Origin of the sequence: Micromonospora chokoriensis (assembly GCF_000718555.1) — a bacterium.
GTDB lineage: Bacteria > Actinomycetota > Actinomycetes > Mycobacteriales > Micromonosporaceae > Micromonospora > Micromonospora chokoriensis_B.
Genome location: NZ_JOAN01000001.1, coordinates 465,361 through 486,567 on the forward strand (window position 1 = coordinate 465,361; position 21,207 = coordinate 486,567).

Genomic DNA, 21,207 nt, shown 5'->3' on the forward strand with positions numbered 1-21,207 from the left:
CTCCGCCGGGCGACCGGCGGCAATGGGGTGTCAGGCCGATGCCCTAGCGTGTACGAGGTGACTGACCTGGTGATCGGCGCCGATGGGCTGGCTCGCTGCGCCTGGGGGTCGAGCACCCCCGACTACGCCATCTACCACGACACCGAGTGGGGGCGGCCGCTACGTGGCGATGACGCGCTCTACGAACGGATGACGCTGGAGGCGTTCCAGTCCGGGTTGTCCTGGCTGACCATCCTGCGCAAGCGTCCGGCGTTCCGGCTGGCCTTCGACGAGTTCCACATCCCGACCGTCGCCCGTTACGACGACGCCGACGTGACCCGGCTGCTCGCCGACGCCGGCATCGTCCGCAACCGGGCCAAGATCGAGGCGGCGATCGCCAACGCCCGCGCCGCGCTGGAGCTGCCGGAGGGGTTGTCCGCGCTGCTCTGGTCCTTCGCGCCGGAGCCCCGGCCAGCTCGCCTCGCCTCGTTCGCCGAGCTGGCGCCGATCACCGCGGAGTCGACGGCGATGGCCAAGGCACTCAAGAAGCGCGGCTTCCGGTTCGTCGGCCCGACCACCGCGTACGCCCTGATGCAGGCCACCGGGATGGTCGACGATCACATCGTCGGCTGTCACGTCACCCGCCCACCCGCGGCGTGATGAGATGGCACGCATGACGACCGAGACCGCGCACCGGGCCGGTGCGGCCGGCAACGCCGATGGGGTGCGTAGCTGGGCGGTGCTACTGCCCGCCGAGCGTTATGAGGCCGAGCGGCTCGTGCACCACGACTCGCTGGAGCTGACCGGGCTGAGCGACATCGCCCGGCCAGGGCCGGGAGACCAGGTGGCGGTGCTGGTCGACGCGCCGCCACGGCTGGTCGCCCTCGGCCGGGTCAGCGCGCCGGGTCGACGCCACCGCGAAGACCCGGACGACCCACAGTCCCCGGCCGAGCCGGGGACGCTCGTCGTCGCGTACACCCGGCGGGCCTTCGACGAGCCGGTGCCGGCCGATCTGCTGACGCTCGACGAGCCGGTGTTCGCACTGGAGCCGGCCGCCTTCCGGGCGCTGGCCGACCAGCTCGGCCCGCCCCCGGCGCGGCGCACCTGGCTGGTCAGCCTCGACCTGCCGATCGAGGCCGGCACGCCCGCCGAGGCGGTTGGGTTGTTCTGGTCCTACGTGCAGGAGCTGGGGCCGCGTGAGCTGCCCGCCTTCGTCTCGCCGGCCGGTGACGAGCTGGCCATGCAGGCCTTCGTGCTGGGCGAGCAGGCCAACCAGGACCCGGAAGAGGACGACTAGAACAGCTTGTCCACTCGTCCCCGCCAGTCGGCGAGGATCGGGCCCGGGTCGGTGTCCAGCACCCGCTCCAGCAGCGTGGCGTAGACGTCCCGGAAGTCGGTGGTGTATTTCAGGTCGCCGTCGTCGAGGTCGGTGAGGCTCGGCGGTGCGCCGTGCCACCCACCCCGGACGCCCGCGCCGAGCAGCAGCACGTCCGAGGCGGTGCCGTGGTCGGTGCCGTCCGAGGCGTTGGCCCGTACCCGACGGCCGAACTCGGAGTAGACCGCCACCACCACCTTCCGGCCCGCCTCGGTGCGACTCATCCGGTCGGCGAATCCGGTCAACGCCCGGTCCAGCTGACCGAGCAGGACGGCCTGCAACTGCAACTCGTCGGCGTGCGTGTCGAAGCCGCCAAGCGACACCGAGAAGACCCGGGTGGACACGCCCGCCTCGACGCACTGCGCTACCAGGTCGAGCTGCGCGTCCAGCGGTGTGCGTGCCCCGCCGGTGGCCGTCGCCGGGGCCTGCTCGCCGTCCGGGTCCGCCGTGTCCGGGTCGGCGGAATCGCGTACCTGGCGGATCATCTCGTCCACCGACCGTAGGTCGGCGAAGCAGGCGGCCGCTCGACGCCGGGCCGCCGACTCGCCCGCCTCCGCGGCGGCGAACGCGCCAAGCGTCTCCGCGGGCAGCCCCTTGGCGGCCTTCCGGTCGGTCACCGGCATGGCCGCGCCGGCGCTCTGGGCCCCGGCCAGCAGCGGCGGAAGCGCCGGCTCGAAGGAGACCGCCAGCCGGGGGTCGCCACCGGCGCGGTCCAGCCACCGCCCGAGCCAGCCGGTGTTACCGGGCCGGTCCGGTTGAGCGGTGTGCCAGATGTCCATCGACCGGAAGTGGCTGCGGTCCGGCTTCGGGTAGCCGACCCCGCGCACGATCGCCAGCCCACCGCCGGACCAGCGCTGGTGCAGGCCGGCCAGCGCCGGGTTGAGGCCGAAGCCGTCGTCCAACCGCCGCACCTCCCCGTCCGGGTACGCCAGCTCGGGGCGAGCCGCCCGGTAGGCCGGGTCGCCATCCGGAATTACCGTGTTGAGCCCGTCATTTCCGCCGTAGAGGGTCACCAGCACCAGCGTGCGGGACTGCGGATCGCGGTCCCCGGTGGTGTCCAGCAGGTCCCGCAGGCTGTATGCGCCGGCCCCGGCGGCCAGCGCGCCCGCGCCGATCACTCCGCTGGTCAGCAGGAACCTGCGTCGGGTCAGGGTGTCCATGTCGACTCCTCCGCTCAGCTGACTGTGTATTCGGGGCTGACCAGACCGGCGGCCAGCAGCTTGCGGGGCTCATCGGCCAGCGGGGCGAGGGCGGCGCGGGTGCGCGGGCCCCAGCCGTCGACCACCAGCACCCGGGCCAGCGCGTCCGGTCGGCCGGCGGTGGGCGCGGCGGCCAGCCGGGCCAGCACCGCTGGTGCCGTGGCGGCGGCGAGCACTCCAGCCGTCCGCAGCCGGGCCTGCAACGAGGAGGTGGTCAGCCAGGCGGCCCCGGCCGGCCAACCACCCACGCTCGGTGGGCGCAACGGCACCTGGTCGAGCGCGTTCAGGCCGGTCAGAAGTTGTCTGCGTTGCTGCTCGGGGAGCGCTGACGGCCGGATGCCAAGCTGCCGCAGCGCACCGACCAGCCACTCCACCGGCTGCTTCACAAGCGTGCCCCGGGTCTGCGCGAAGGCCGGTGCGGAGAAGATCGCGCGCAGGGTCGCGATGGTGTCCGCGCCGGCCAGACCGTCAGGTGCCGGGGTGTCGGTGCCCGCGTAGCGGAACCAGAGCCGCCCGGCCACGAAGGTCGCCGCCGCCGGTTGGGCGGCCAGCAGACCGGCGTACGCCTCAGCGTCGAACCGGCCGCTGTGCCCGAGGATACTCTTCTCGCCGGGGTCGTGCCGGCGGGCCTCGAAGCGGGCGGCACCGGTACGCCTGTCGACCACCCAGCCGGTCAGCGCCCGCGCGCCGGCCTTCACGTCGGCCTCGCTGTAGGCGCCGATGCCGAGGGTGAACAGCTCCATCAGCTCGCGGGCCAGATTCTCGTTAGGTGCCTTGCGGGTGTTCTTCTGCCCGTCCAACCAGACGATCAGGGCGGGGTCGCGCACCATCGCGGCGACCAGCGGGCCGAGCGGCCCACGGCCGTGCCGGCGCAGCGTCTCCAACTGGCCCACCATCAGCCGCGCCGACTTGACCTTCTGCGCGCTGGTGGCCCAGTGCCCGTGCCAGAAGAAGAGCAACTTCTCGGTCGGCCCGTCCTCGGCGGCCACCATCCGGTCCAGCCACCACTCGGTGACCTGCTGGAGTTGCTTGCGGCGCTCCGCGTTGGCCTGCTGCCGTTGCTCGCGGGTGGAATCCTTGGTCAGCTCGGCGTACGGGTCGGGGGGCAGCGCCGGGATCGGCGTGGCCGCCGCACCCCGGTCCGCGCGGGACGCGGCGAGCACCCGGTCCAGGGTCGCCGCCGGCCCGGCCCGCTCGGCCGCGTCCACCTCGTCGGCGGTCGGCCCGAAGGTGGCCCGGCGCAGCAGGTGCGCCACCGCTTCACGATCGCTCATACCGGCCGACGCTAGGCGGCCTCTGTTCGAGGACGGTAAGGGCGGCGTCCGGATCGCGTTCAGCGTCCCTCGAAGACCGGTTTCTGCTTGGCGACGAAGGCGAGCGTGGCCGCTCGGTGGTCGGCGGTGGCGCCGCAGATCGACTGGGCCTGCGCCTCGGCGGCGAGGGCGTCGGCGAGGGTGCCGGCGTCGGCGATGGAGAGTTGCCGCTTGATCGCCCCGTACGCGACGGTCGGGCCGGCGGCGAGGCGGGCGGCCAACTCCTGGGCGACGGGCAGCACCTGCTCGTCGTCGTCGGTCAACCGGTTGAGCAGGCCCAACCGGCAGGCCTCCTCGGCGCGGACCGGCTCGGCCAGCATCAGCAACTCCACCGCCTTGGCGTGCCCGACCAGGCGGGGCAGCGTCCAGGAGGCGCCGGTGTCGGCGGCGAGACCGACCTTGGCGAAGGCCATCAGGAAGCTGGTGGTCGGGCCGCCGATGCGGATGTCGGCGAGGAACGCCAGCGACGCGCCCGCCCCGGCGGCCATCCCGCGGACCGCGGCGATCACCGGCTTGGGCAGGTTGGCGAGCCGGGCGGCGATCGGGTTGTAGTGCGCCCGCACGGTGCCCAGCGGGTCACTTGCGGAGTTTTCCAGGGTGGAGACGTGCTCGCGCAGGTCCTGACCGGCGCTGAACGACCCGCCGGCCCCGGCCAGGACGACCGCGCGGCAGGACCGGTCGGTCTCCAGCTCCGCCAGGGCGTCCCGCAGCGCCTCCTTGAGCGCCACGTCGAGCGCGTTCATCGCGGTCGGCCGGTTCAGCGTGAGGGTGACGACGGCGTCGGTCCGGTCGACCAGCAGCGGCTCGGTCACGTGTCTAACGACCCTTCTGTCGGACGATGCGGTTGCCGGCGTCGAGGCATTGTTCGACGTACCGGTCGGCGGCCGGACGCAGGCGGGCCGCGTGCCGGTCGAAGAAACTGGCCGCGGCGGTGCCAGGCCACCGCTCGGGCAGCAGCGCCGGGGGCAGCTGCGGATCCTGGAAGAGGAACGTACGCCACGCGTGCACGAGCCGGAACCGCGTCGCGTACGCCTCCTCGTCGCTGCTGCGCACGGTGACCGCGGCGAGTAGGGGCCGCTGGTCCGCGACGAACCGTTCGTAGGCGCGGCCGATCTCGGCCAGGTTCCAGGCTCGCCGGACCACGCCCATCGCGCCGGCTGTGCCGGCGAAGTGCGAGGCGGTGAACCGCTCGAAGCGGATGCCGGCCTCGGCGAGGAGCAGGTCGACGTCCTCGCCGGGGCGGGTGGCCACCCAGGTCTGCTCGTCGAGCGTCCCGTAGCCGAGGAAGCTCAGGTTGGCGGCGAGCCGCTGCCGGTCCCGCCGGGAGCCCGGGGCCTCCAACACCAGCAGATCGAACCGCCCGTCCCAGGTGACCCGCCCGGTCCGGTAGATCCGAGCCGCTGCCTCGTCGAGTCGCCGGGCGGCTTTCGGTGTGATCGAATATCCCGGTCCGGAGACCAATCGGAGTGGTTCGAGCCAGCCCTGACGCACCATCCGGGAGACGGCGGTGCGAACTGCTGGCGGCGCGATTCCCAGCGGTGCCAGCAGCTTGACCAGGGCAGCAACCGGTGCCCGGCCACCCCTCGGACGGAGGTGGTCGCCGTACAGGTCGAAGAGTGCCGACCGTGCCTGCATGACCGCACATTGTGACAGGCCTTCTCAAGATAAGCTAGATGCTGTTACATCAATGCTGCTCCGGTTTGGGTCCGGCGGTGTTCATCAGGGAAAATCGTTTATCGACACCCCCGTGACGGTTGCGGGTGGTCGTGACGAAGTGGCTGTGGGGCAACCCACCGACCCTGGTGTAGGTCTGAGGGGAGACAACATGGCGGCGATGAAGCCGCGGACGGGCGACGGTCCGCTGGAAGTCACCAAGGAGGGTCGGGGCATCGTCATGCGGGTCCCGCTGGAGGGCGGTGGCCGGCTCGTCGTCGAGATGACTCCCGACGAGGCCAACGCGCTCGGTGACGCACTGAAGGCAGCGGCCGGCTGAGTAAGGAGTGCTCCGGGCGGCGTGAGCCGCCCGGAACGTTCTTCGGACCCTGAGCCACCGGAATCGCCGGTGGCTCAGGGTCTTCAACGCTGCGGGCAGGTGGGTTCGCTTCCGGTCCGCGACTCTTTCCTGGAGGTGCGGTTCCGCGTGCTCGCCATCAATTTGATCGCCGAGCCCGACCGGCTCGACGTCCTCGTGCTGCCCGTCCGCCCCGCCGATTCGACGGCGGAAGGTGACACCTCGGTCGAGCCCATGTCGACCGCCGTGGCGGCACCGGACGGCACGGCCGACGAGGCCTCCGCGCTGGTGTCAGCGGCCCGGCTGACTGGCCGGGCGGGCGAGATCCACACCCAACTACGCCCCGGGCGTACCCCCGGCCGACTGCTGCTGCTCGGCATCGGTGACGGCGACGAGGCGGCCTGGCGGACGGCCGGCGCGGCCCTGGCCCGCTCTGCTGCGGATGAGACGCATATCACCATCGCGCTGCCAACCGAGGTGACTCCGGCCGCGGTCCGTGGGTTGACCGAGGGGCTGCTGCTCGCCCCGTACCGGTTCCGACTCACCGAGGCCGGCGACCGACCGGCGCTCACCGACGTCGACCTGCTGTTCGACGACCCGACCGGGTACGAGGACGTCGTCGCCACGGCCCGGACCACGGCCGCGATGACCCATCTCGCCCGGGACCTGACCAACACCCCGTCCTCGGTGAAGACCCCGCAGTGGTTCGCCGACCAGGTGGCCTCCGCCGCCGCCGACCTGCCGGACCTGCGGCTGCGGGTCCGTGGCCCGGCCGAGCTGACCACCGAGGGCTTCGGCGGGATCCTCGCCGTGGGCGGCGGTTCGGCCAGCGGACCCCGGCTCGTCGAGCTGGACTGGCACCCCGCCAACGCGCGCACCCACGTCGTGCTGATCGGCAAGGGCATCACCTTCGACACCGGCGGCATCTCGATCAAGCCGGTGGCGTCGATGAAGCTGATGCGCAAGGACATGGCCGGCGCGGCTGCGGTCGTCGCTGCCACCCTGGGTGCGGCCGCCCTGCGGCTGCCGGTCCGGATCACCACGTTGGCCCCGCTGGCCGAGAACATGGTCAGCGGCTCGGCGTTCCGCCCCGGCGACGTCATCCGGCACTACGGCGGCACGACCAGCGAGACGACCAACTCCGACGCCGAGGGCCGGCTGGTCCTCGCCGACGCGCTGGCGTACGCGGTGCAGCAGCTCAAACCGGACCTGCTGCTCGACCTGGCCACGCTCACCGGCGCGAACTCCGTGGCGTTGGGCAAGCGCACCGCCGCCCTGTACAGCGAGAACGACGAACTCGCCGCTGACGTGCTGGCGGCGGTCGAGGCGGCCGGCGAGTCGGCGTGGCGGATGCCGCTGCACACCGACTACGTGGAATACCTCGGCAGCGAGATCGCCGACCTCTACAGCGCACCGAACCAGGGCGCCGGTTCGGTGCTGGCCGCGCTCTACCTGCGCGAGTTCACCGGCGAACTACGGGACCGCTGGCTGCACCTGGACATGTCGGCCCCGTCCTGGGCAGACAGCGACCAGGCTGAGGTCAGCCGCGGCGCCACCGGCTGGGGCGTCCGGTCGTTGCTGCGCTGGCTGGCCAGCGTCGACTGAGCCCGGTCAGCACTTCACGGCGGCGAGCAGCCCCTGCCCGACCGCAAGCAGCGCGGGGATCCAGTGCTCCGACTCCCGGACCGCCTTGATCGTCTCGCGGACCGTCACCGTCTCCGCGTCCCGGGCGGACGGGTCACCGATCCGGTCGCTGGCGAGCACGCCGTTGAGCGCCAGCACGCCCCCCGGGCGCAGCAGCCGCAGCGCCGCCTCCACGCAGGCATGGAAGCCGGTCGCCTCCGCGTCCACGAAGACCAGGTCGTACGCGCCGTCGGCGAGCCGGGGCAGCACGTCGAGCGCGCGGCCGGTGATGATCCGGGTGCGCCCGGCCGCGAAGCCCGCCTCGGCGAAGATCCGCCGGGCGATCCGCTGGTGCTCCACCTCCACGTCGATGGTGGTGAGCACCCCGTCGGCACGCATACCGCGCAGCAACCAGACGCCGCTCACGCCGGTGCCGGTGCCGATCTCCACCACCGCGCGGGCGTTGCCGGCGGCGGCCAGCAGTCGCAGCGCCGCCCCCGCGCCGGGGGTGACGGCGTCGAGGCCCACCTCCCGGGCCAGGCTGCGGGCGGTGCGCAGAACGAGATCCTCGGTTACGTACGACTCGGCGAAATGCTGAGCCTGCGTCATCGAACTGCCGGAACCGGCGACCGTGGCGATGTGGCACCTCCGGGGGCGGTGCGTGGTGTGGGGGCGGGTTGGCACTGTGAGCGTAGAGGCGACCGCCGTGCGGCGCAGCCGCGCCTCCGCCTGAAGCGATCACCGGGGCAACCGCTGACTCCACCGCGTACATCCGTGCAATCCTGGAGGCGGTATCCCGTCAGCCGCGACCAGACCGGCCCGTGGCCGGGCGACGCGGCGCGGGATCCGGGGACGGACTGGGAGGCACCGACGTGACCGACGGCTGGGACTGGCGCCGGGGCGGTGAGACTCCGGCTCCGGCGCGACCGCCCGGGGCAGGAGGCCCGCCGGTGGGTCCGCCGACCATGCCGGGGGCTGACCGTGTGCCCCTCGCGTCGCCCTGGTGGTCGGACGCGCTCGCCGACCCCTGGCGTGACCCGGCGGCGCCGACGGCGGTGGTGGTGCCCGGGGTGGTGGCGGCCGGCACCGAGCCCGAGCCGGTCACCGATCCCGACGCGCCAGGCCGGCCCACGCTGCGCCACCTGCTGCTCATCCCGGTGATCACCGCGCTACTGGCCGGCACCCTCGGCGGTGCGCTGGGCTACGCGTTCGCGGTACGCGGCGGGGCCGGTTCGGCGGTCCTCGGTGGTGCGCCCGCCGAGGTGCCGGCGCTGGCTCAGCGCAGGCCGGAGTCGCTGGCCGGGGTCGCCGAGCGGGTCCTGCCCAGCGTGGTCACCGTACGGGTGAGCAGCCTCGGCGGGACCAACGAGGGTTCCGGGTTCATCGCCACCGCCGACGGCCATGTGATCACCAACGACCACGTGGTGGCCGGCGGCACCGGCAAGGCCTCGGTGGTCTTCAACGACGGCAGCACCGCGCCGGCGACAATCGTCGGTCAGGACCCAGAGTCGGACATCGCCGTGATCAAGGTGAACCGTCCCGGGCTGCGTGCGGTGGAGTTCGGCGACTCCGACGCGCTGGCGGTCGGCGACCCGGTGCTCGCCATCGGTTCACCGCTGTCGCTGGCAAACACGGTCACCGCCGGCATCGTGAGCGCCCTGGACCGCACGATGCAGGCCGGCGAGCCGGGCGGCCCGGTGCGCTACTACGCGGCCATCCAGACCGACGCCGCGGTCAACCACGGCAACTCGGGTGGCCCACTTGTCGACGGCGCCGGCCGGGTGGTCGGGGTGAACTCCACCATCAAGTCACTCGTCGCCGAGGGGCAGGAGGCGGGGAACATCGGGCTCGCCTTCGCCATCCCGATCAACCAGGCCAAGCGGGTGACCCAGGACATCATCGGCACCGGCAAGGCTCGGCGTACGGTGATCGGCGCCCGGACCGACGGCCTGACCGGGGTTGTCGGGGGTGGCCTGCGGCTGGCCGAGGTGGCGCCGTCCGGCCCGGCGGACAGCGCCGGGTTGAAGGTCGGCGACGTGATTCTCAAGATCAATGGGCGGCCGATGACCGAGCCGACTGACCTGACCGCGTTGGTCCGCAAGTACGCGCCGGGCTCGGTGGTGACCGTCGAGTATCGGCGGGGCTCCGCCCGGCAGAACACCTCGGTAACTCTCGCCGCGGACGCTAAGTGAACAGCGACGCACCCCTTGCCAGAAAGCCGTTCGGCGTGCGTAGTCTTGCTGCTGACGCCGAGAGGAGGCCCGCGGGATGCTCGACAACCTGAACTGGTGGGAGATTGGTGCGCTGCTGCTCTTGGCGCTGCTGATCTTCGGTGACCGGCTTCCCGCCGTGATCACCGACGGCCTGCGGTTGGTGCGCAACCTGCGCAACATGGCCCGCAATGCCACTGGCGACCTGAGCCGCGAGCTGGGCACCGACATCCAGCTGGAAGACCTGCACCCGAAGGCGTTCATCCGCAAGCACCTCCTCAGCGAGGAGGACGAGGCGGCGATCCGCAAGCCGTTGCAGGGCGTCTACGACAACCTGCGTGCGGACGTCAGCGGCGTGCACAACGACCTCAAGGACGTGGCCAGCGCCGCTGACCTGCGGTCGACCGGCACGGCCACCAGCAGTCCCTCGGCGCCGGCCCCCCGGGCCAGCTACGACGACGCCACCTGACCAACTCGGGCCCGCGCAACCCGTGCCCGCCCGGGCTCGGCAATCGCTCTGCGCGAACCTACCCACCGACGCGAATCAGCCCGCCGGCCAACAGATGGCCGACGGGCTGACGGTGTTCGGGGTGGTCAGCGACCGGCGGGCTTGAGGCCGAGCGGCTTGCCGAGCAGTGACTCACGGCGCAGCGCGAGCCGGTCGGCGATCGTGCCGAGCGCCTGCGCGGCCGGGGACTCCGGCTCGGCCAGCACGATCGGCTTGCCAGCGTCGCCGGCCTCGCGGACCCGGGTGTCCAGGGGGATCTGCCCGAGCAGCGGCACCTGCGCGCCGATGGTCCGGCTCAGCGACTCGGCGACGGCCTCACCACCGCCGGCGCCGAAGATCTCCATCCGGGAGCCGTCCGGCAGCTCCAGCCAGGACATGTTCTCGATGACGCCGACCACCCGCTGGTGGGTCTGCAGGGCGATCGAACCGGCCCGCTCGGCCACCTCGGCGGCGGCGGTCTGCGGGGTGGTGACGATCAGGATCTCCGAGTTGGGCAGCAGTTGGGCCAGCGAGATGGCCACGTCACCGGTGCCCGGCGGCAGGTCGAGCAGGAGCACGTCCAGGTCGCCCCAGTAGACGTCGGCCAGAAACTGCTGCAACGCCCGGTGCAGCATCGGGCCGCGCCACACGACGGCGGCGTTGCCGGACGTGAACATGCCGATCGAGATCACCTTCACGCCGTGCGACTGCGGCGGCATGATCATGTCTTCGACCCGGGTGGGCCGGGCCTCCGTGCCGAGCATCCGGGGCACCGAGTGGCCGTAGATGTCCGCGTCGACCACGCCGACGGAGAGCCCACGGGCGGCGAGCGCCGCCGCCAGGTTGACCGTCACGCTGGACTTGCCGACGCCGCCCTTGCCGCTGGCCACCGCGTACACCCGGGTGCGGGAGCCGGGCTGGGCGAACGGGATGACCGGCTCCTCGGTGGCGCCGCCGCCGCGCAGCTGCGACTGCAACGACTGCCGCTGCTCGGGGGTCATCACCCCAAAGTCGATCTCCACGCCGGTGACGCCGGGCACTGCGGCGACGGCGGCGGTGATGTCGTTACGCAGCTTGTCCTTCAGCGGGCAGCCGGCGACGGTGAGCAGCAGCTCGACGAGCACGACACCGCTGGCACCGATCGTGGCGGAGCGGACCATGCCCAGCTCGGTGATGGGCCGGCGGATCTCCGGGTCGTTGACGGTGGCCAGGGCGGCCTGGATCGCGTCCTCGACGGTGCTCACGGGTGCTGACATGCCCGCAATGCTACGTCGCGGGGCATCCGCTGCCGCCGCTGCCCGGGGCGGTGTGAGCCAATCGATGACGCGGCGGTCAGCCCTCCGAGCGGCGTGGGCCGGTGCCGTCCGGCCTGTCCGGGGCGAAGTCGCCATCCAGGTCGTCGCGGGGTTCGTCCAGACCCACACCGTCGGTCGGCCGCTGGCCACGCCGCTCCTGCCGGCTGTCCTTCTCCTGTTGGCGGCGCTCCAGTCGCTGCCGGCGCTGCCCCGCCTCGTCCAGCTCCTCGGCCAGCCGGGCCAGCTCGGAGCGGAGGAAGTCACGGGTGGCCACCTCGCCCAACGCGATCCGCAGGGCTGCGATCTCCCGGGCCAGGTACTCGGTGTCCGCCTTCTGCGCGGTGGCGCGCCGCCGGTCCTCCTCCAGGGCCACCCGGTCCCGGTCGGCCTGCCGGTTCTGCGCCAGCAGGATCAGCGGCGCCGCGTAGCTGGCCTGCAATGACAACACCAGGGTCAAGAACGTGAAGGTGTACGGGTCGAAGCGCAGGTCCGCCGGGGCCAACGTGTTCCAGACGAACCAGATCGTGATCACCACCGTCATGACGACGATGAAGTTCGCGGTGCCCATGCCCCGGGCGATGCCCTCGGACCACCGGCCGAACGCCTCCGCGTCGAACCGGGGCAGCTTGATACCCCGAGGCTCGCGTGGCTGGTCCAGGCGCTCCGTCCGCCGCTGCTCAGCCATCCGCGCCGTCCAACACGGTGTCGGTGGTGCCCGGGGCGGCCAGGGCGTCGCGGTCCCGCCAGTCCCGGGGTAGCGAGTGGTCCAGCACGTCGTCCACCGTCACGGCGCCGACCAGCCGGTTGCTCCGGTCGATCACCGGCATGGCGACCAGGTCGTAGGTGGCCATCCGACGGGTGATCTCCGGTAGTGGCGTGGTGGGGCGAAGCGGGTCGATGTCGTTGACCACCACCTTGCCCAGCAGGTCGGCCGGTGGTTCGCGCAGCAACGCCTGGAAGTGCACCATGCCCAGGTAGCGGCCGGTCGGCGTGTTCTGCGGTGCCCGGGTCACGAAGACCTGCGCGGCGACGGCGGGGGAGAGCTGGGGCTCCCGGATCCGGGCCAGCGCCTCGGCGACTGTGGCGTCCGGCGGCAGGATGACCGGCTCCGAGGTCATCACACTGCCCGCCGTGCCGGGGGTGTACTTCAGCAGCTGACGTACCGGGTCGGCCTCGTCCGGCTCCATCAGGTCCAGCAGCACGTCCTGCTCGGGCGGGGGCAGCTCGTTGAGCAGGTCCGCGGCGTCGTCCGGGTCCATCTCCTCCAGGACGTCGGCGGCCCGCTCCCGGTCGAGGGCGGCGAGGATCTCCACCTGGTCGTGCTCCGGCAGCTCGCTCAGCACGTCGGCTAGCCGCTCGTCGTCCAGCGCGGCCGCGACCTCGTTGCGCCGCGCGTCGGGCAGATCCTGCAACGCGTTGGCCAGGTCGGCCGGGCGCATGTCCTCCAGGACGGCGAGCAGGTTCGCCGTACCCCGGTTGTCGGCGATGCCGCTGAGCCCACGCACCCGGTCCCACTCGACCTGGTGCAGGTGGCCGCGGCGGGTGAGCCGACCGGTCTGCTCGCGTACGGCGACGCGGGTCAGCGACCACTCGCCACCCCGGGCGCACTCCATCGCGACGTCCACGACCGCGCCGGGCTGGCCGCCCGGGTCGAGCTGCACCCGCCGGTCCAGCAGTTCCTGGAGCACCAGCAGCTCGTTCGCGCGCTTCTCGAACCGGCGCAGGTTGAGGGTGCCGGAGCCGAGCACGACGGCGTCCGCGTCGATGGAGGTGATCCGGTTGATGGACAGGAAGATCCGCCGACGCATCGGCATCTCGGCGACGAGGCCCACCACCTCCGGCGGACGCTTGGTCGCCCGCAGCCGTGCCACGGCGTCACGAACCCGTCCCACCTGATCACCGTTCGGGTCGAAGACGGCGACTCCGGCGAGACGGGCGATGTAGACCCGGGTCGGCGTGCTCACGGGCACCAGCCTAAGCGCCTAGTGTTTATCAACATGTCGACCTTGTCCTACGAGATCGTGGACGTCTTCACCGATCGCCCTTTCGCCGGCAACCCGCTGGCCGTGGTGTTCGGCGCGGAAGGGCTGGCCACCGAGCAGATGCAGGCGCTCGCGCTGGAGTTCAACCTCTCCGAGACGGTGTTCGTGCTGCCGCCGACCCAGGTCGGCGTCACCTACCGGGCCCGGATCTTCACACCGGTGGAGGAGTTGCCGTTCGCCGGGCACCCGAGCGTCGGCGCCGCGGTCACCGCGTGCCGGCGGGGCATGTTCGCTGTGGGGCAGGTGACCCAGGAGTGCATGGCCGGTGTGCTGCCGATCGAGGTGACCGGGTCCGGTGCGACGTTGACCGGTGGCACCCCGACCCTCGGGCCGGAGTTGGACCCGGAGCCGTTGCTGGAGATCGCAGGGCTGGTCGCCGACGACCACATCGGGCCCGCCCCCCGTGTCGCCGGCTGTGGGCTGGAGTTCCCGTACCTGCCGGTGCGGCCGGAGTCGGTGGCCCGGGCCCGGTTGAACCCGGCGGCGGCGCAGCGTTACGGGGTGTCGCACGTCAGCGTCTTCTCCTGGGACACGGCCGCGCAAACCGCGCACGCCCGGGTCTTCGTTCCGGGGATCGGCGTCCCGGAGGACCCGGCCACCGGCTCGGCGGCGCTCGGCCTCGGTGTCTGGCTGGTGGCGAGTGGTCTGCTGCCCGGCGAGGGGCGGTCGGAGTACGCGGTCCGCCAGGGCGTGGAGATGAACCGCCCATCCGCGTTGGCCTGCACAGTCACCGCAGCGAGCGGCGCGGCGGTCGGCGCGACGGTCGCCGGTCAGGTGATGCCGGTGGCCCGGGGCGAGATCACCGTGCCGCCGTTCGTGGGTTGAGCGGAGGCGCCGATGCGGGAGGATGCGGGAGTGACGGACGAGGACGCCCCCGAGAGCACCCCACTTGTCGACGAGGCGATGAAGAAGGCCGCCGTGGCCTGGGTCAGCGTTGCCGGTGGGCCGGCGCTGGCGCTCTGGTGCGCCCCGCTGGAGGGCTCGCTCCTGGTGGTCAGCGGGCCGGGCGAGCAGGCCGCGCCGGGCCTGGCTGACGCGACCGAGGCGCAGGTAACCCTGCGTGGCGACCACGGCGGTCGGATCGTCACCTGGTCGGCCCGGGTGAGCCGGGTGCAGCCGGGCACCGAGGCGTGGGACATCACCGCGCCGCTGGTGGCGGCGAAGCGCCTCAACGCGCCAGGTCCGACCGCCGACCTGGTGGCCCGGTGGGCCGCCGACGGATGCGCGGTCAACCGGCTCGCCCCGGCCGGTACGCCGCTGGCCGGAGCGGACCTGCCGGCCGACGCGCAGGCCGAGCCGCCCCGGGCCTCTCCGGCGGTCCGGGCCACCCGCAAGCCGTTTCGCCTGCACCGGGTCCGTCGCCGCTGATCAGCGTGCCCGACCGCCGGCACCCACCACTGCGGCGTCGGCGTCGACGAGGGCGAGCACCTCGCCCAGACCGGCGAGCGTGGGGCCGCGCCAGTCGTGGTCGGCGTTGAACACCATGTGCGTGGCCAGATCCGGTGCGGCGAGCCGGACGGCGGTCATCCCGGCCCGCTCGGCGCCGGTCAACTCCTGGCTGCCGCCGTCACCGACGTAGAGGCAGTCGCCGGGCCCGAGCCCCAGCCGCTGGCAGGCGGTCAGGTAGAGCGCCGGATCCGGCTTGCACCGCCCGACCTGCACCGAGAAGACCCGCACGTCGAGCAGCGGGGCGACCGCGAGCTGCGGCAGGAAGGCCGGCAGTTCGTGCGTACAGTCGCTGATCACGCCGGTGCGCAGGCCGCGCTGGCGCAGGGCCGCCAGCACCGGCACCGCGTCGGCCCGCAGCCAGGTGTCGGCGCGGACCGCTCGGTGCCGGGACGCCACCGCCGCCCGCACCGCCTGGTCACTGGGTTGTACGCCGACCTGGGCGCACACCCAGCGCAGGGTCGCCTCCGCGTTGCCGAGCCGGCCGGTGGCCCGCTCGTAGTAGGTGCGGTTCAACACCTCGGCCAACGTGTCGGTGGGACACCCGAGCAGCTCGGCGGTGCCGGCGTGCGCGACACCGCGTTGCACCGAATGGGTCAGGGTGCCGAAGAAGTCGAACAGCACCGCCTGGTAGCTGGGCATGGGGGAACGCCTCCGGGCGGTCGAGGGTCGCCGGCGCGGAACCGCGTGATCGTAACGGAGTGATGACCCACCGTGTCGACCGTCATACGTGTGAGGATTACCTCCCGTGCCCCACCGTCACCCTCGGTCGACCTGTTAGTCGTCCAGACCGACGGCCTTGGCGCTCGCCGTCCAGAGCCGGGCGGCGAGCTGCGGATCGGCAGCCTTCCGGAAGGGTCGACGCAGCCGACGGTCGGCGTAGTAGCCCCCGTCGACCAGCCGGGTGCGCTCCTGGTTGGCCAGCCACACCAGGGTCTCGGCACCCTTGTCCGGGCTGCGGAACGGCATGAACCGCATGCCGAACGCGACAAGCCTGCTGTCGTTGGCGAACCGGGTGCGGACCACCCCGGGGTGGAAGCTGTACGCGGAAATGTCCGGCCAGCGCCGGGCGGCCTCGGCGGTGAACAGGACGTTCGCCTGCTTGCTGGTGCCGTACGCGCCCATCGGCCGGTAGTCACGCAGTGGCTTGTTCAGGTCGTCCGGATCGAGCGCCCCCCAGCGGTGCGCGCCGGAGGCGGTCACCACGACCCGGCCCACCCGGTCGGCGAGCAGGTTGGTCAGCAGGAACGGGGCCAGGTGATTGGCCTGGATCGACATCTCGAAACCGTCGACGGTGCGCAGTGGTTGCAGCGCGATGGCGCCCGCGTTGTTGGCGAGCACGTCGATCCGGTCGTACGCGGCCCGGAGCTGCTCGGCCAGTCGGCGTACGTCGTCGAGGATCGCGAAGTCGGCCCGGAACAACTCCGGGCGCTCGCCGGAGTTTTCCCGCACCCGTTCGGCTGCGGCCTGTAGGCGGGCCGGGTCTCGCCCGACCAGCACCACCCGGTCACCACGGCAGGCCAGCTGCACGGCGGCGGCCAGCCCGATGCCGGAGCTGGCCCCGGTCACCACCACAAGTCGACGCCCAGTGAGATCTTCCACAGGTCCATTCACCCCGGTCATGGCGCGAGGCTACCGTGACGTCACAACGCCCTTTGGGATCGTTAAGTTTCCTCGGAGCCAGGCGGCGTCGGCATCCCCGCCGGCCGCTGGAAGGAGAGCGCATCCATGGCCGCAGTCGGTCGCCCCCGTAGGTCCTGCCTCGCCGTCCCGGGTTCCAGCGTCAAGATGCTCGGCAAGGCCCAGGGGCTCCCGGCCGACCAGGTCTTCCTCGACCTGGAGGACGCCGTCGCCCCACTGGCCAAACCGGACGCGCGCAAGAACATCGTGGCCGTCCTCAACGAGGGTGACTGGGCCGGCAAGACCCGGGTGGTCCGGGTCAACGACCTGACCACCCCGTGGACCTACCGGGACGTCATCGAGGTCGTCGAGGGTGCCGGCGTCAACCTGGACTGCATCATGCTGCCGAAGGTGCAGACCGCCGCGCAGGTGCAGTGGCTGGACCTGACGCTCACCCAGATCGAGAAGACGATCGGCCTGGAGGTCGGTCGGATCGGCATCGAGGCGCAGATCGAGAACGCCGCCGGTCTGGTCAACGTGGACGCGATCGCCGCCGCCTCGCCGCGGGTGGAGACCATCATCTTCGGCCCGGCCGACTTCATGGCATCGATCAACATGAAGTCGATGGTGGTCGGCGGTTTGATCCCCGACTACCCGGGCGACCCGTACCACTACATCCTGATGCGGATCCTGATGGCCGCGCGAATGCACGACAAGCAGGCCATCGACGGCCCTTTCCTGCAGATCCGCGACGTCGAGGCGTTCCGCGAGGTGGCCAAGCGCTCGGCCGCGCTGGGCTTCGACGGCAAGTGGGTGCTGCACCCGGGCCAGATCGACGCCGCCAACGAGGTCTACCAGCCGGCGCAGGCCGACTACGACCACGCCGAGCTGATCCTCGACGCGTACGAGCACTACACGTCGGAGGCCGGCGGCCGGCTCGGCGCCGTGATGCTCGGCGACGAGATGATCGACGAGGCATCCCGCAAGATGGCGCTTGTGGTCGCCGCCAAGGGCCGGGCCGCCGGGATGAGCCGTACCTCGTCGTTCACCCCACCGGAGCAGTGACCGCCCGGCCGGATCGACCGCCGCCGGCTGTCGATCCGGCCCGACAACCGGCGGTACGTCGTCCCGCGCTGGTCAGTAGCTGCTGCTGTCGCTGCCGGCGTTCGTCGTGACCGCGAAGACGATCGCGACGACGTAGAAGGCGATCAGCAGCACGAGCAGCCCGGTGAGGATCCAGCCGACGATGATCGCGGCCTTCGCCATCCCCTCGCCACCCTCGCCGCTGAGCCGGATCTGCTTCTGCGCCACGTGTCCGAGGATCGCGCCGACCGGGGCCGTGATGCAGGTTGCGAAGCCGGAGATCGCCAGCACCAGCGCCGCGATCGCCAGCCCGTTGGTCTTCGCCGGGGGCGGGTAACCGTAGCCGTAGCCGGGGTGCTGCGGCGGGTAGCCGGGCGGGGCGTAACCGGGTGGGGCGTAACCCTGCGGCGGGTAGCCGGGCGGGGCGTGTCCGGGCATCGGCTGGATCGCCGACGGCTGTGCACCGGCGTACGGGTCGACCGGGGCGTACGGGTCGACCGGGCCGGGTTGTGTGGGGACCGGCTGACCGGCCACGAGGGTCGGTTCGGGCGCGGGGCTCGACGGCTGGGCCGACCACGTTGGATCGGTCCAGTTGCCAGGCGGCGGGGGATTGGTCATGCGAACTCTCCGTCACGTCGGGTGCGGAGTCAGGGTAGCCAGCGCCACCCAAACCCGATGCCCCCGCTTCCGGGTGCCGCGTTGCTCGGGCCGGTCGTAACGGGCAGGATCCCTGGCATGGCATTCGACGCGCGCGCCGCGGACCGCTCTGGCAGTCGACCCCGACGGGACGTCAGCCGCCCGGGTGGGGCCCGGCGTGCGCGGACGGCCGCCCCGGCGGGCAGCCCCGGCCCAGACGAGCCGGTCGCGCTTGCCGACCCGGTCACCATGCGCCTCGACGGGCGGGTCGCCCTGGTCACCGGGGCGGGCAGCCCGGACGGCATCGGGTACGCCACCGCCCGGCGACTCGCCGACCTGGGCGCTCGGGTGGCCATCGTCTCCACCACCCGGCGCATCCATGAGCGGGCCGGCGAGTTGGGGGTGACCGGCTTCGTCGCGGACCTGACCGACGAGTCCGAGGTCGGCGCACTGGCCGATGCGGTCGCCGAGCAGTTGGGCGACGTCGAGGTGCTTGTCAACAACGCCGGCCTGGCCAGTCGGGCCAGCCAGGGGGTGCTGCGGCCGGTTGCCCAGCTGACCTACGACGAGTGGCGCGGTGAGATCGACCGCAACCTCTCCACCGCGTTCCTATGCAGCCGGGCGTTCATCGGCGGGATGGCCGAGCGGGGCTGGGGTCGGATCGTCAACCTGGCGGCCACGGCCGGCCCGGTCAACGCCCTGCCCACCGAGGCCGCGTACGCCGCGGCGAAGGCCGGAGTCGTCGGGCTGACCCGTGCCCTGGCCATGGAGATGATCGCCGACGGCGTGACCGTCAACGCGGTGGCGCCGGGCACCATCTACACCGCGGCGTCCACGATGGCCGAGATCAAGCAGGGGCTGGGCACCCCGGTGGGTCGACCGGGCACCCCGGACGAGGTCGCCGCGGCGATCAGCTTCCTCTGCTCGCCGGCCGCCTCGTACATCACCGGGCAGATGCTTGTGGTGGACGGCGGCAACAGCGTCCGCGAGGCTCGGTTCCGCTGACCGGCGCGGCGGGTCAGTAGCCGCTGCTGTCGCCGGTGTTGCCGAACGCCACGAGTGCCAGCCAGCCGCAGCAGGCCAGCACGGTGAGCCCGGTGAAGACGTAACCCAGGATCAGCCCCCAGGTGGCGAGCTGGTCGCCGTCCTCGCCACTGGTGCGGAGCTGCCGCTTGGCCACGTGGCCGAGCACGGCGCCGGCCGGCGGGAACACGAAGGCGAACACCAGCGACAGGATCGCCAGGATGTTGGTGCCCCGACCCGGCCCGGACGGGGGTGGGCCGTACTGCCCGTAGGGGCCCTGCGGAGGATACGGCGGCTGCTGGCTCCAGTGCGCCGACTGCTGCGGCCCCTGGTGGCCGTACGGCGAAGGCTCACCCGCGGTCGGCGCGTACGGCGACTGGTCCCTGGGTGGCTCGTAGGGTGACGGTGGCGGCTCGTCCCCGGGCGGTCCCGACGGCGGCGGGTAGCTCACAGCATTCCTCCTCCTGCCGGTGCCGGAAAAGTCCCTCTTGCCGGACGCTACCCGCAGCGGTGAACCTTTTCACAACGGTTGTGTGGACTGGTCACCTTGGCCTCGTCGGCCGGTGGGGCCGATACTGACCCAGCGTTCAGTTACCCACGAGTAGTGCGCGGATCCCCGGAGGCTGAGATGGCCCGACTCGCCCAGACGCCCGGTCTGACCGATGTGCAACAGTCGATCCTGGAGACCGTTCGGGACTTCGCCGACAAGGAGATCATCCCGCACGCGCAGCGGCTGGAACACGCCGACGAGTACCCAACCGACATCCTCGACGGCATGCGCGAGATGGGGCTGTTCGGCCTCACCATCGACGAGGAGTACGGCGGGCTCGGCGAGTCACTGCTCACCTACGCGCTGGTGGTGGAGCAGCTCTCCCGGGGCTGGATGTCGATCTCCGGCATCGTCAACACCCACTTCATCGTGGCGTACCTGATCTCCCAGCACGGCTCCGCCGAGCAGAAGGCGCGACTGCTGCCAGAGATGGCCACCGGTGAGGTGCGCGGCGCGTTCTCCATGTCCGAGCCGGAGACCGGCTCCGACGTTTCGGCGATCAAGTCCCGGGCCGTCCGCGACGGAGATCGCTATGTGCTCAACGGGCAGAAGATGTGGCTCACCAACGGCGCGTACTCCTCGGTGGTGGCCACCCTGGTCAAGACCGACACTGGCGCCGACTCCGTCTACGGCAACATGAGCACCTTCCTGCTGGAGAAGGAGCCGGGCTTCGGTGAGACCGCACCGGGCCTCACCATCCCGGGCAAGATCGAGAAGATGGGCTACAAGGGCGTCGAGACCACCGAGATGGTCCTCGACGGCGTGACCGTGCCCGATTCGGCGATCCTCGGCGGGGCCGACCAGGTGGGCCGGGGCTTCTACCAGATGATGGACGGCATCGAGGTAGGCCGGGTCAACGTGGCCGCCCGCGCCTGCGGCATCTCCATCCGCGCCTTCGAGTTGGCGGTCAGCTACGCCCAGCAGCGCAAGACCTTCGGCCAACCGCTCGCCAAGCACCAGGCCATCGCCTTCAAGCTCGCCGAGATGGGTACGAAGATCGAGGCCGCGCACGCCCTCATGGTCAACGCCGCTCGCCTCAAGGACGCCGGCCAGCGCAACGACGTCGAGGCCGGGATGGCCAAGCTGCTCGCCTCGGAGTACTGCGCCGAGGTCGTCCAGGAGGCGTTCCGCATCCACGGCGGCTACGGCTACTCCAAGGAGTACGAGATCGAGCGGCTGATGCGGGAGGCTCCGTTCCTGCTCATCGGCGAGGGCACCTCGGAGATCCAGAAGACCATCATCTCCCGAGGCCTGCTCAAGGAGTACAAGCTCTGATCCGCGCCTGCTCAACGGTTGCCCGTTGTCCGGCCGGCCT

General features: G+C 72.0%; 23 protein-coding genes. 11 read left to right on the forward strand and 12 right to left on the reverse strand.

Features of this window, described 5'->3' with window-relative positions:
* Positions 1–57 precede the first annotated feature (57 nt).
* Together IF46_RS0102140 and IF46_RS0102145 are read left to right on the forward strand one after the other, a co-directional pair.
* A complete protein-coding gene (locus IF46_RS0102140) occupies positions 58–639 on the forward strand; it encodes a DNA-3-methyladenine glycosylase I (protein ID WP_030486543.1) in 582 nt (193 codons plus the stop codon).
* A 13-nt stretch (positions 640–652) separates the two neighbouring features.
* A complete protein-coding gene (locus IF46_RS0102145) occupies positions 653–1,276 on the forward strand; it encodes a hypothetical protein (protein WP_030486544.1) in 624 nt (207 codons plus the stop codon).
* Here IF46_RS0102145 and IF46_RS0102150 read toward each other — a convergent pair.
* From IF46_RS0102150 to IF46_RS0102165, 4 genes are read right to left on the reverse strand one after another with little or no spacing between them, the layout of a single operon-like run.
* Complete coding sequence (locus IF46_RS0102150) at positions 1,273–2,514, reverse strand: DUF1501 domain-containing protein (RefSeq protein ID WP_030486545.1); 1,242 nt, start codon at positions 2,512–2,514, stop codon at positions 1,273–1,275. The two genes, IF46_RS0102145 and IF46_RS0102150, sit on opposite strands and share 4 nt — an antisense overlap.
* A 14-nt stretch (positions 2,515–2,528) precedes the next feature.
* Positions 2,529–3,827, reverse strand: coding sequence for a DUF1800 domain-containing protein (locus tag IF46_RS0102155; protein ID WP_030486546.1), 1,299 nt, complete (start codon positions 3,825–3,827; stop codon positions 2,529–2,531).
* Between the two features lie 59 nt (positions 3,828–3,886).
* Positions 3,887–4,678, reverse strand: coding sequence for an enoyl-CoA hydratase-related protein (locus IF46_RS0102160; RefSeq protein ID WP_030486547.1), 792 nt, complete (start codon positions 4,676–4,678; stop codon positions 3,887–3,889).
* Between the two features lie 4 nt (positions 4,679–4,682).
* Positions 4,683–5,501, reverse strand: a complete 819-nt coding sequence (locus IF46_RS0102165) for a PaaX family transcriptional regulator C-terminal domain-containing protein (RefSeq protein WP_030486548.1) — start codon at positions 5,499–5,501, stop codon at positions 4,683–4,685.
* A 190-nt stretch (positions 5,502–5,691) separates the two neighbouring features.
* Between IF46_RS0102165 and IF46_RS33555 the strand changes: the two genes are divergently transcribed.
* Together IF46_RS33555 and IF46_RS0102175 are read left to right on the forward strand one after the other, a co-directional pair.
* Positions 5,692–5,859, forward strand: a complete 168-nt coding sequence (locus tag IF46_RS33555; RefSeq protein ID WP_007455245.1) for a DUF3117 domain-containing protein — start codon at positions 5,692–5,694, stop codon at positions 5,857–5,859.
* A gap of 147 nt (positions 5,860–6,006) precedes the next feature.
* A complete protein-coding gene (locus IF46_RS0102175; RefSeq protein ID WP_030486549.1) occupies positions 6,007–7,482 on the forward strand; it encodes a leucyl aminopeptidase family protein in 1,476 nt (491 codons plus the stop codon).
* A gap of 6 nt (positions 7,483–7,488) precedes the next feature.
* Here the strand turns inward: IF46_RS0102175 and IF46_RS0102180 are convergent, their stop codons facing one another.
* On the reverse strand, positions 7,489–8,109 hold the full coding sequence (locus IF46_RS0102180; RefSeq protein WP_030486550.1) for an O-methyltransferase: 621 nt from the start codon (positions 8,107–8,109) through the stop codon (positions 7,489–7,491).
* Positions 8,110–8,357: 248 nt separating this feature from the next.
* On the opposite strand from IF46_RS0102180, the gene IF46_RS0102185 reads away from it, so the two are divergent.
* Both IF46_RS0102185 and IF46_RS0102190 read left to right on the forward strand, forming a co-directional pair.
* Entirely contained in the window at positions 8,358–9,692 is a 1,335-nt protein-coding gene (locus tag IF46_RS0102185) for a S1C family serine protease (protein WP_198041339.1), read from the forward strand.
* A 76-nt stretch (positions 9,693–9,768) separates the two neighbouring features.
* Complete coding sequence (locus IF46_RS0102190; protein ID WP_030486552.1) at positions 9,769–10,179, forward strand: preprotein translocase subunit TatB; 411 nt, start codon at positions 9,769–9,771, stop codon at positions 10,177–10,179.
* Between the two features lie 125 nt (positions 10,180–10,304).
* On the opposite strand, the gene IF46_RS0102200 is transcribed toward IF46_RS0102190, so the two are convergent.
* From IF46_RS0102200 to IF46_RS0102210, 3 genes are all read right to left on the reverse strand, one after another.
* Positions 10,305–11,453, reverse strand: coding sequence for an Mrp/NBP35 family ATP-binding protein (locus IF46_RS0102200; RefSeq protein ID WP_030486553.1), 1,149 nt, complete (start codon positions 11,451–11,453; stop codon positions 10,305–10,307).
* A 76-nt stretch (positions 11,454–11,529) separates the two neighbouring features.
* Complete coding sequence (locus tag IF46_RS0102205; RefSeq protein ID WP_030486554.1) at positions 11,530–12,177, reverse strand: DUF1003 domain-containing protein; 648 nt, start codon at positions 12,175–12,177, stop codon at positions 11,530–11,532.
* Positions 12,170–13,456: a magnesium transporter MgtE N-terminal domain-containing protein gene (locus IF46_RS0102210; RefSeq protein WP_030486555.1), complete on the reverse strand. Its 1,287-nt coding sequence runs from the start codon at positions 13,454–13,456 to the stop codon at positions 12,170–12,172. The genes IF46_RS0102205 and IF46_RS0102210 overlap by 8 nt, the downstream gene beginning before the upstream one ends.
* A gap of 33 nt (positions 13,457–13,489) precedes the next feature.
* Here IF46_RS0102210 and IF46_RS0102215 point away from each other — a divergent pair, with 33 nt between their 5' ends.
* Positions 13,490–14,359 (forward strand): PhzF family phenazine biosynthesis protein, encoded by an 870-nt coding sequence (locus IF46_RS0102215; protein ID WP_030486556.1) that lies wholly within the window; start codon positions 13,490–13,492, stop codon positions 14,357–14,359.
* A gap of 12 nt (positions 14,360–14,371) precedes the next feature.
* A complete protein-coding gene (locus IF46_RS0102220) occupies positions 14,372–14,902 on the forward strand; it encodes a hypothetical protein (RefSeq protein ID WP_030486557.1) in 531 nt (176 codons plus the stop codon).
* Here the strand turns inward: IF46_RS0102220 and IF46_RS0102225 are convergent, their stop codons facing one another.
* Together IF46_RS0102225 and IF46_RS0102230 are read right to left on the reverse strand one after the other, a co-directional pair.
* Entirely contained in the window at positions 14,903–15,622 is a 720-nt protein-coding gene (locus IF46_RS0102225; protein WP_051723577.1) for an HAD family hydrolase, read from the reverse strand.
* 135 nt (positions 15,623–15,757) lie between these two features.
* Positions 15,758–16,582: an SDR family NAD(P)-dependent oxidoreductase gene (locus IF46_RS0102230; RefSeq protein ID WP_030486559.1), complete on the reverse strand. Its 825-nt coding sequence runs from the start codon at positions 16,580–16,582 to the stop codon at positions 15,758–15,760.
* A 126-nt stretch (positions 16,583–16,708) separates the two neighbouring features.
* On the opposite strand from IF46_RS0102230, the gene IF46_RS0102235 reads away from it, so the two are divergent.
* On the forward strand, positions 16,709–17,665 hold the full coding sequence (locus tag IF46_RS0102235) for an HpcH/HpaI aldolase/citrate lyase family protein (protein WP_030486560.1): 957 nt from the start codon (positions 16,709–16,711) through the stop codon (positions 17,663–17,665).
* A 72-nt stretch (positions 17,666–17,737) separates the two neighbouring features.
* On the opposite strand, the gene IF46_RS0102240 is transcribed toward IF46_RS0102235, so the two are convergent.
* Positions 17,738–18,301, reverse strand: a complete 564-nt coding sequence (locus IF46_RS0102240; RefSeq protein WP_030486561.1) for a DUF4190 domain-containing protein — start codon at positions 18,299–18,301, stop codon at positions 17,738–17,740.
* Positions 18,302–18,418: 117 nt separating this feature from the next.
* Here IF46_RS0102240 and IF46_RS0102245 point away from each other — a divergent pair, with 117 nt between their 5' ends.
* The gene (locus tag IF46_RS0102245) at positions 18,419–19,324 is read left to right on the forward strand and encodes an SDR family NAD(P)-dependent oxidoreductase (protein WP_030486562.1); all 906 of its coding nucleotides are present in this window, start codon (positions 18,419–18,421) and stop codon (positions 19,322–19,324) included.
* A gap of 13 nt (positions 19,325–19,337) precedes the next feature.
* On the opposite strand, the gene IF46_RS0102250 is transcribed toward IF46_RS0102245, so the two are convergent.
* Positions 19,338–19,793, reverse strand: a complete 456-nt coding sequence (locus tag IF46_RS0102250) for a DUF4190 domain-containing protein (protein ID WP_030486563.1) — start codon at positions 19,791–19,793, stop codon at positions 19,338–19,340.
* 177 nt (positions 19,794–19,970) lie between these two features.
* Here IF46_RS0102250 and IF46_RS0102255 point away from each other — a divergent pair, with 177 nt between their 5' ends.
* The gene (locus tag IF46_RS0102255) at positions 19,971–21,167 is read left to right on the forward strand and encodes an acyl-CoA dehydrogenase family protein (RefSeq protein WP_030486564.1); all 1,197 of its coding nucleotides are present in this window, start codon (positions 19,971–19,973) and stop codon (positions 21,165–21,167) included.
* Positions 21,168–21,207: the final 40 nt, after the last annotated feature.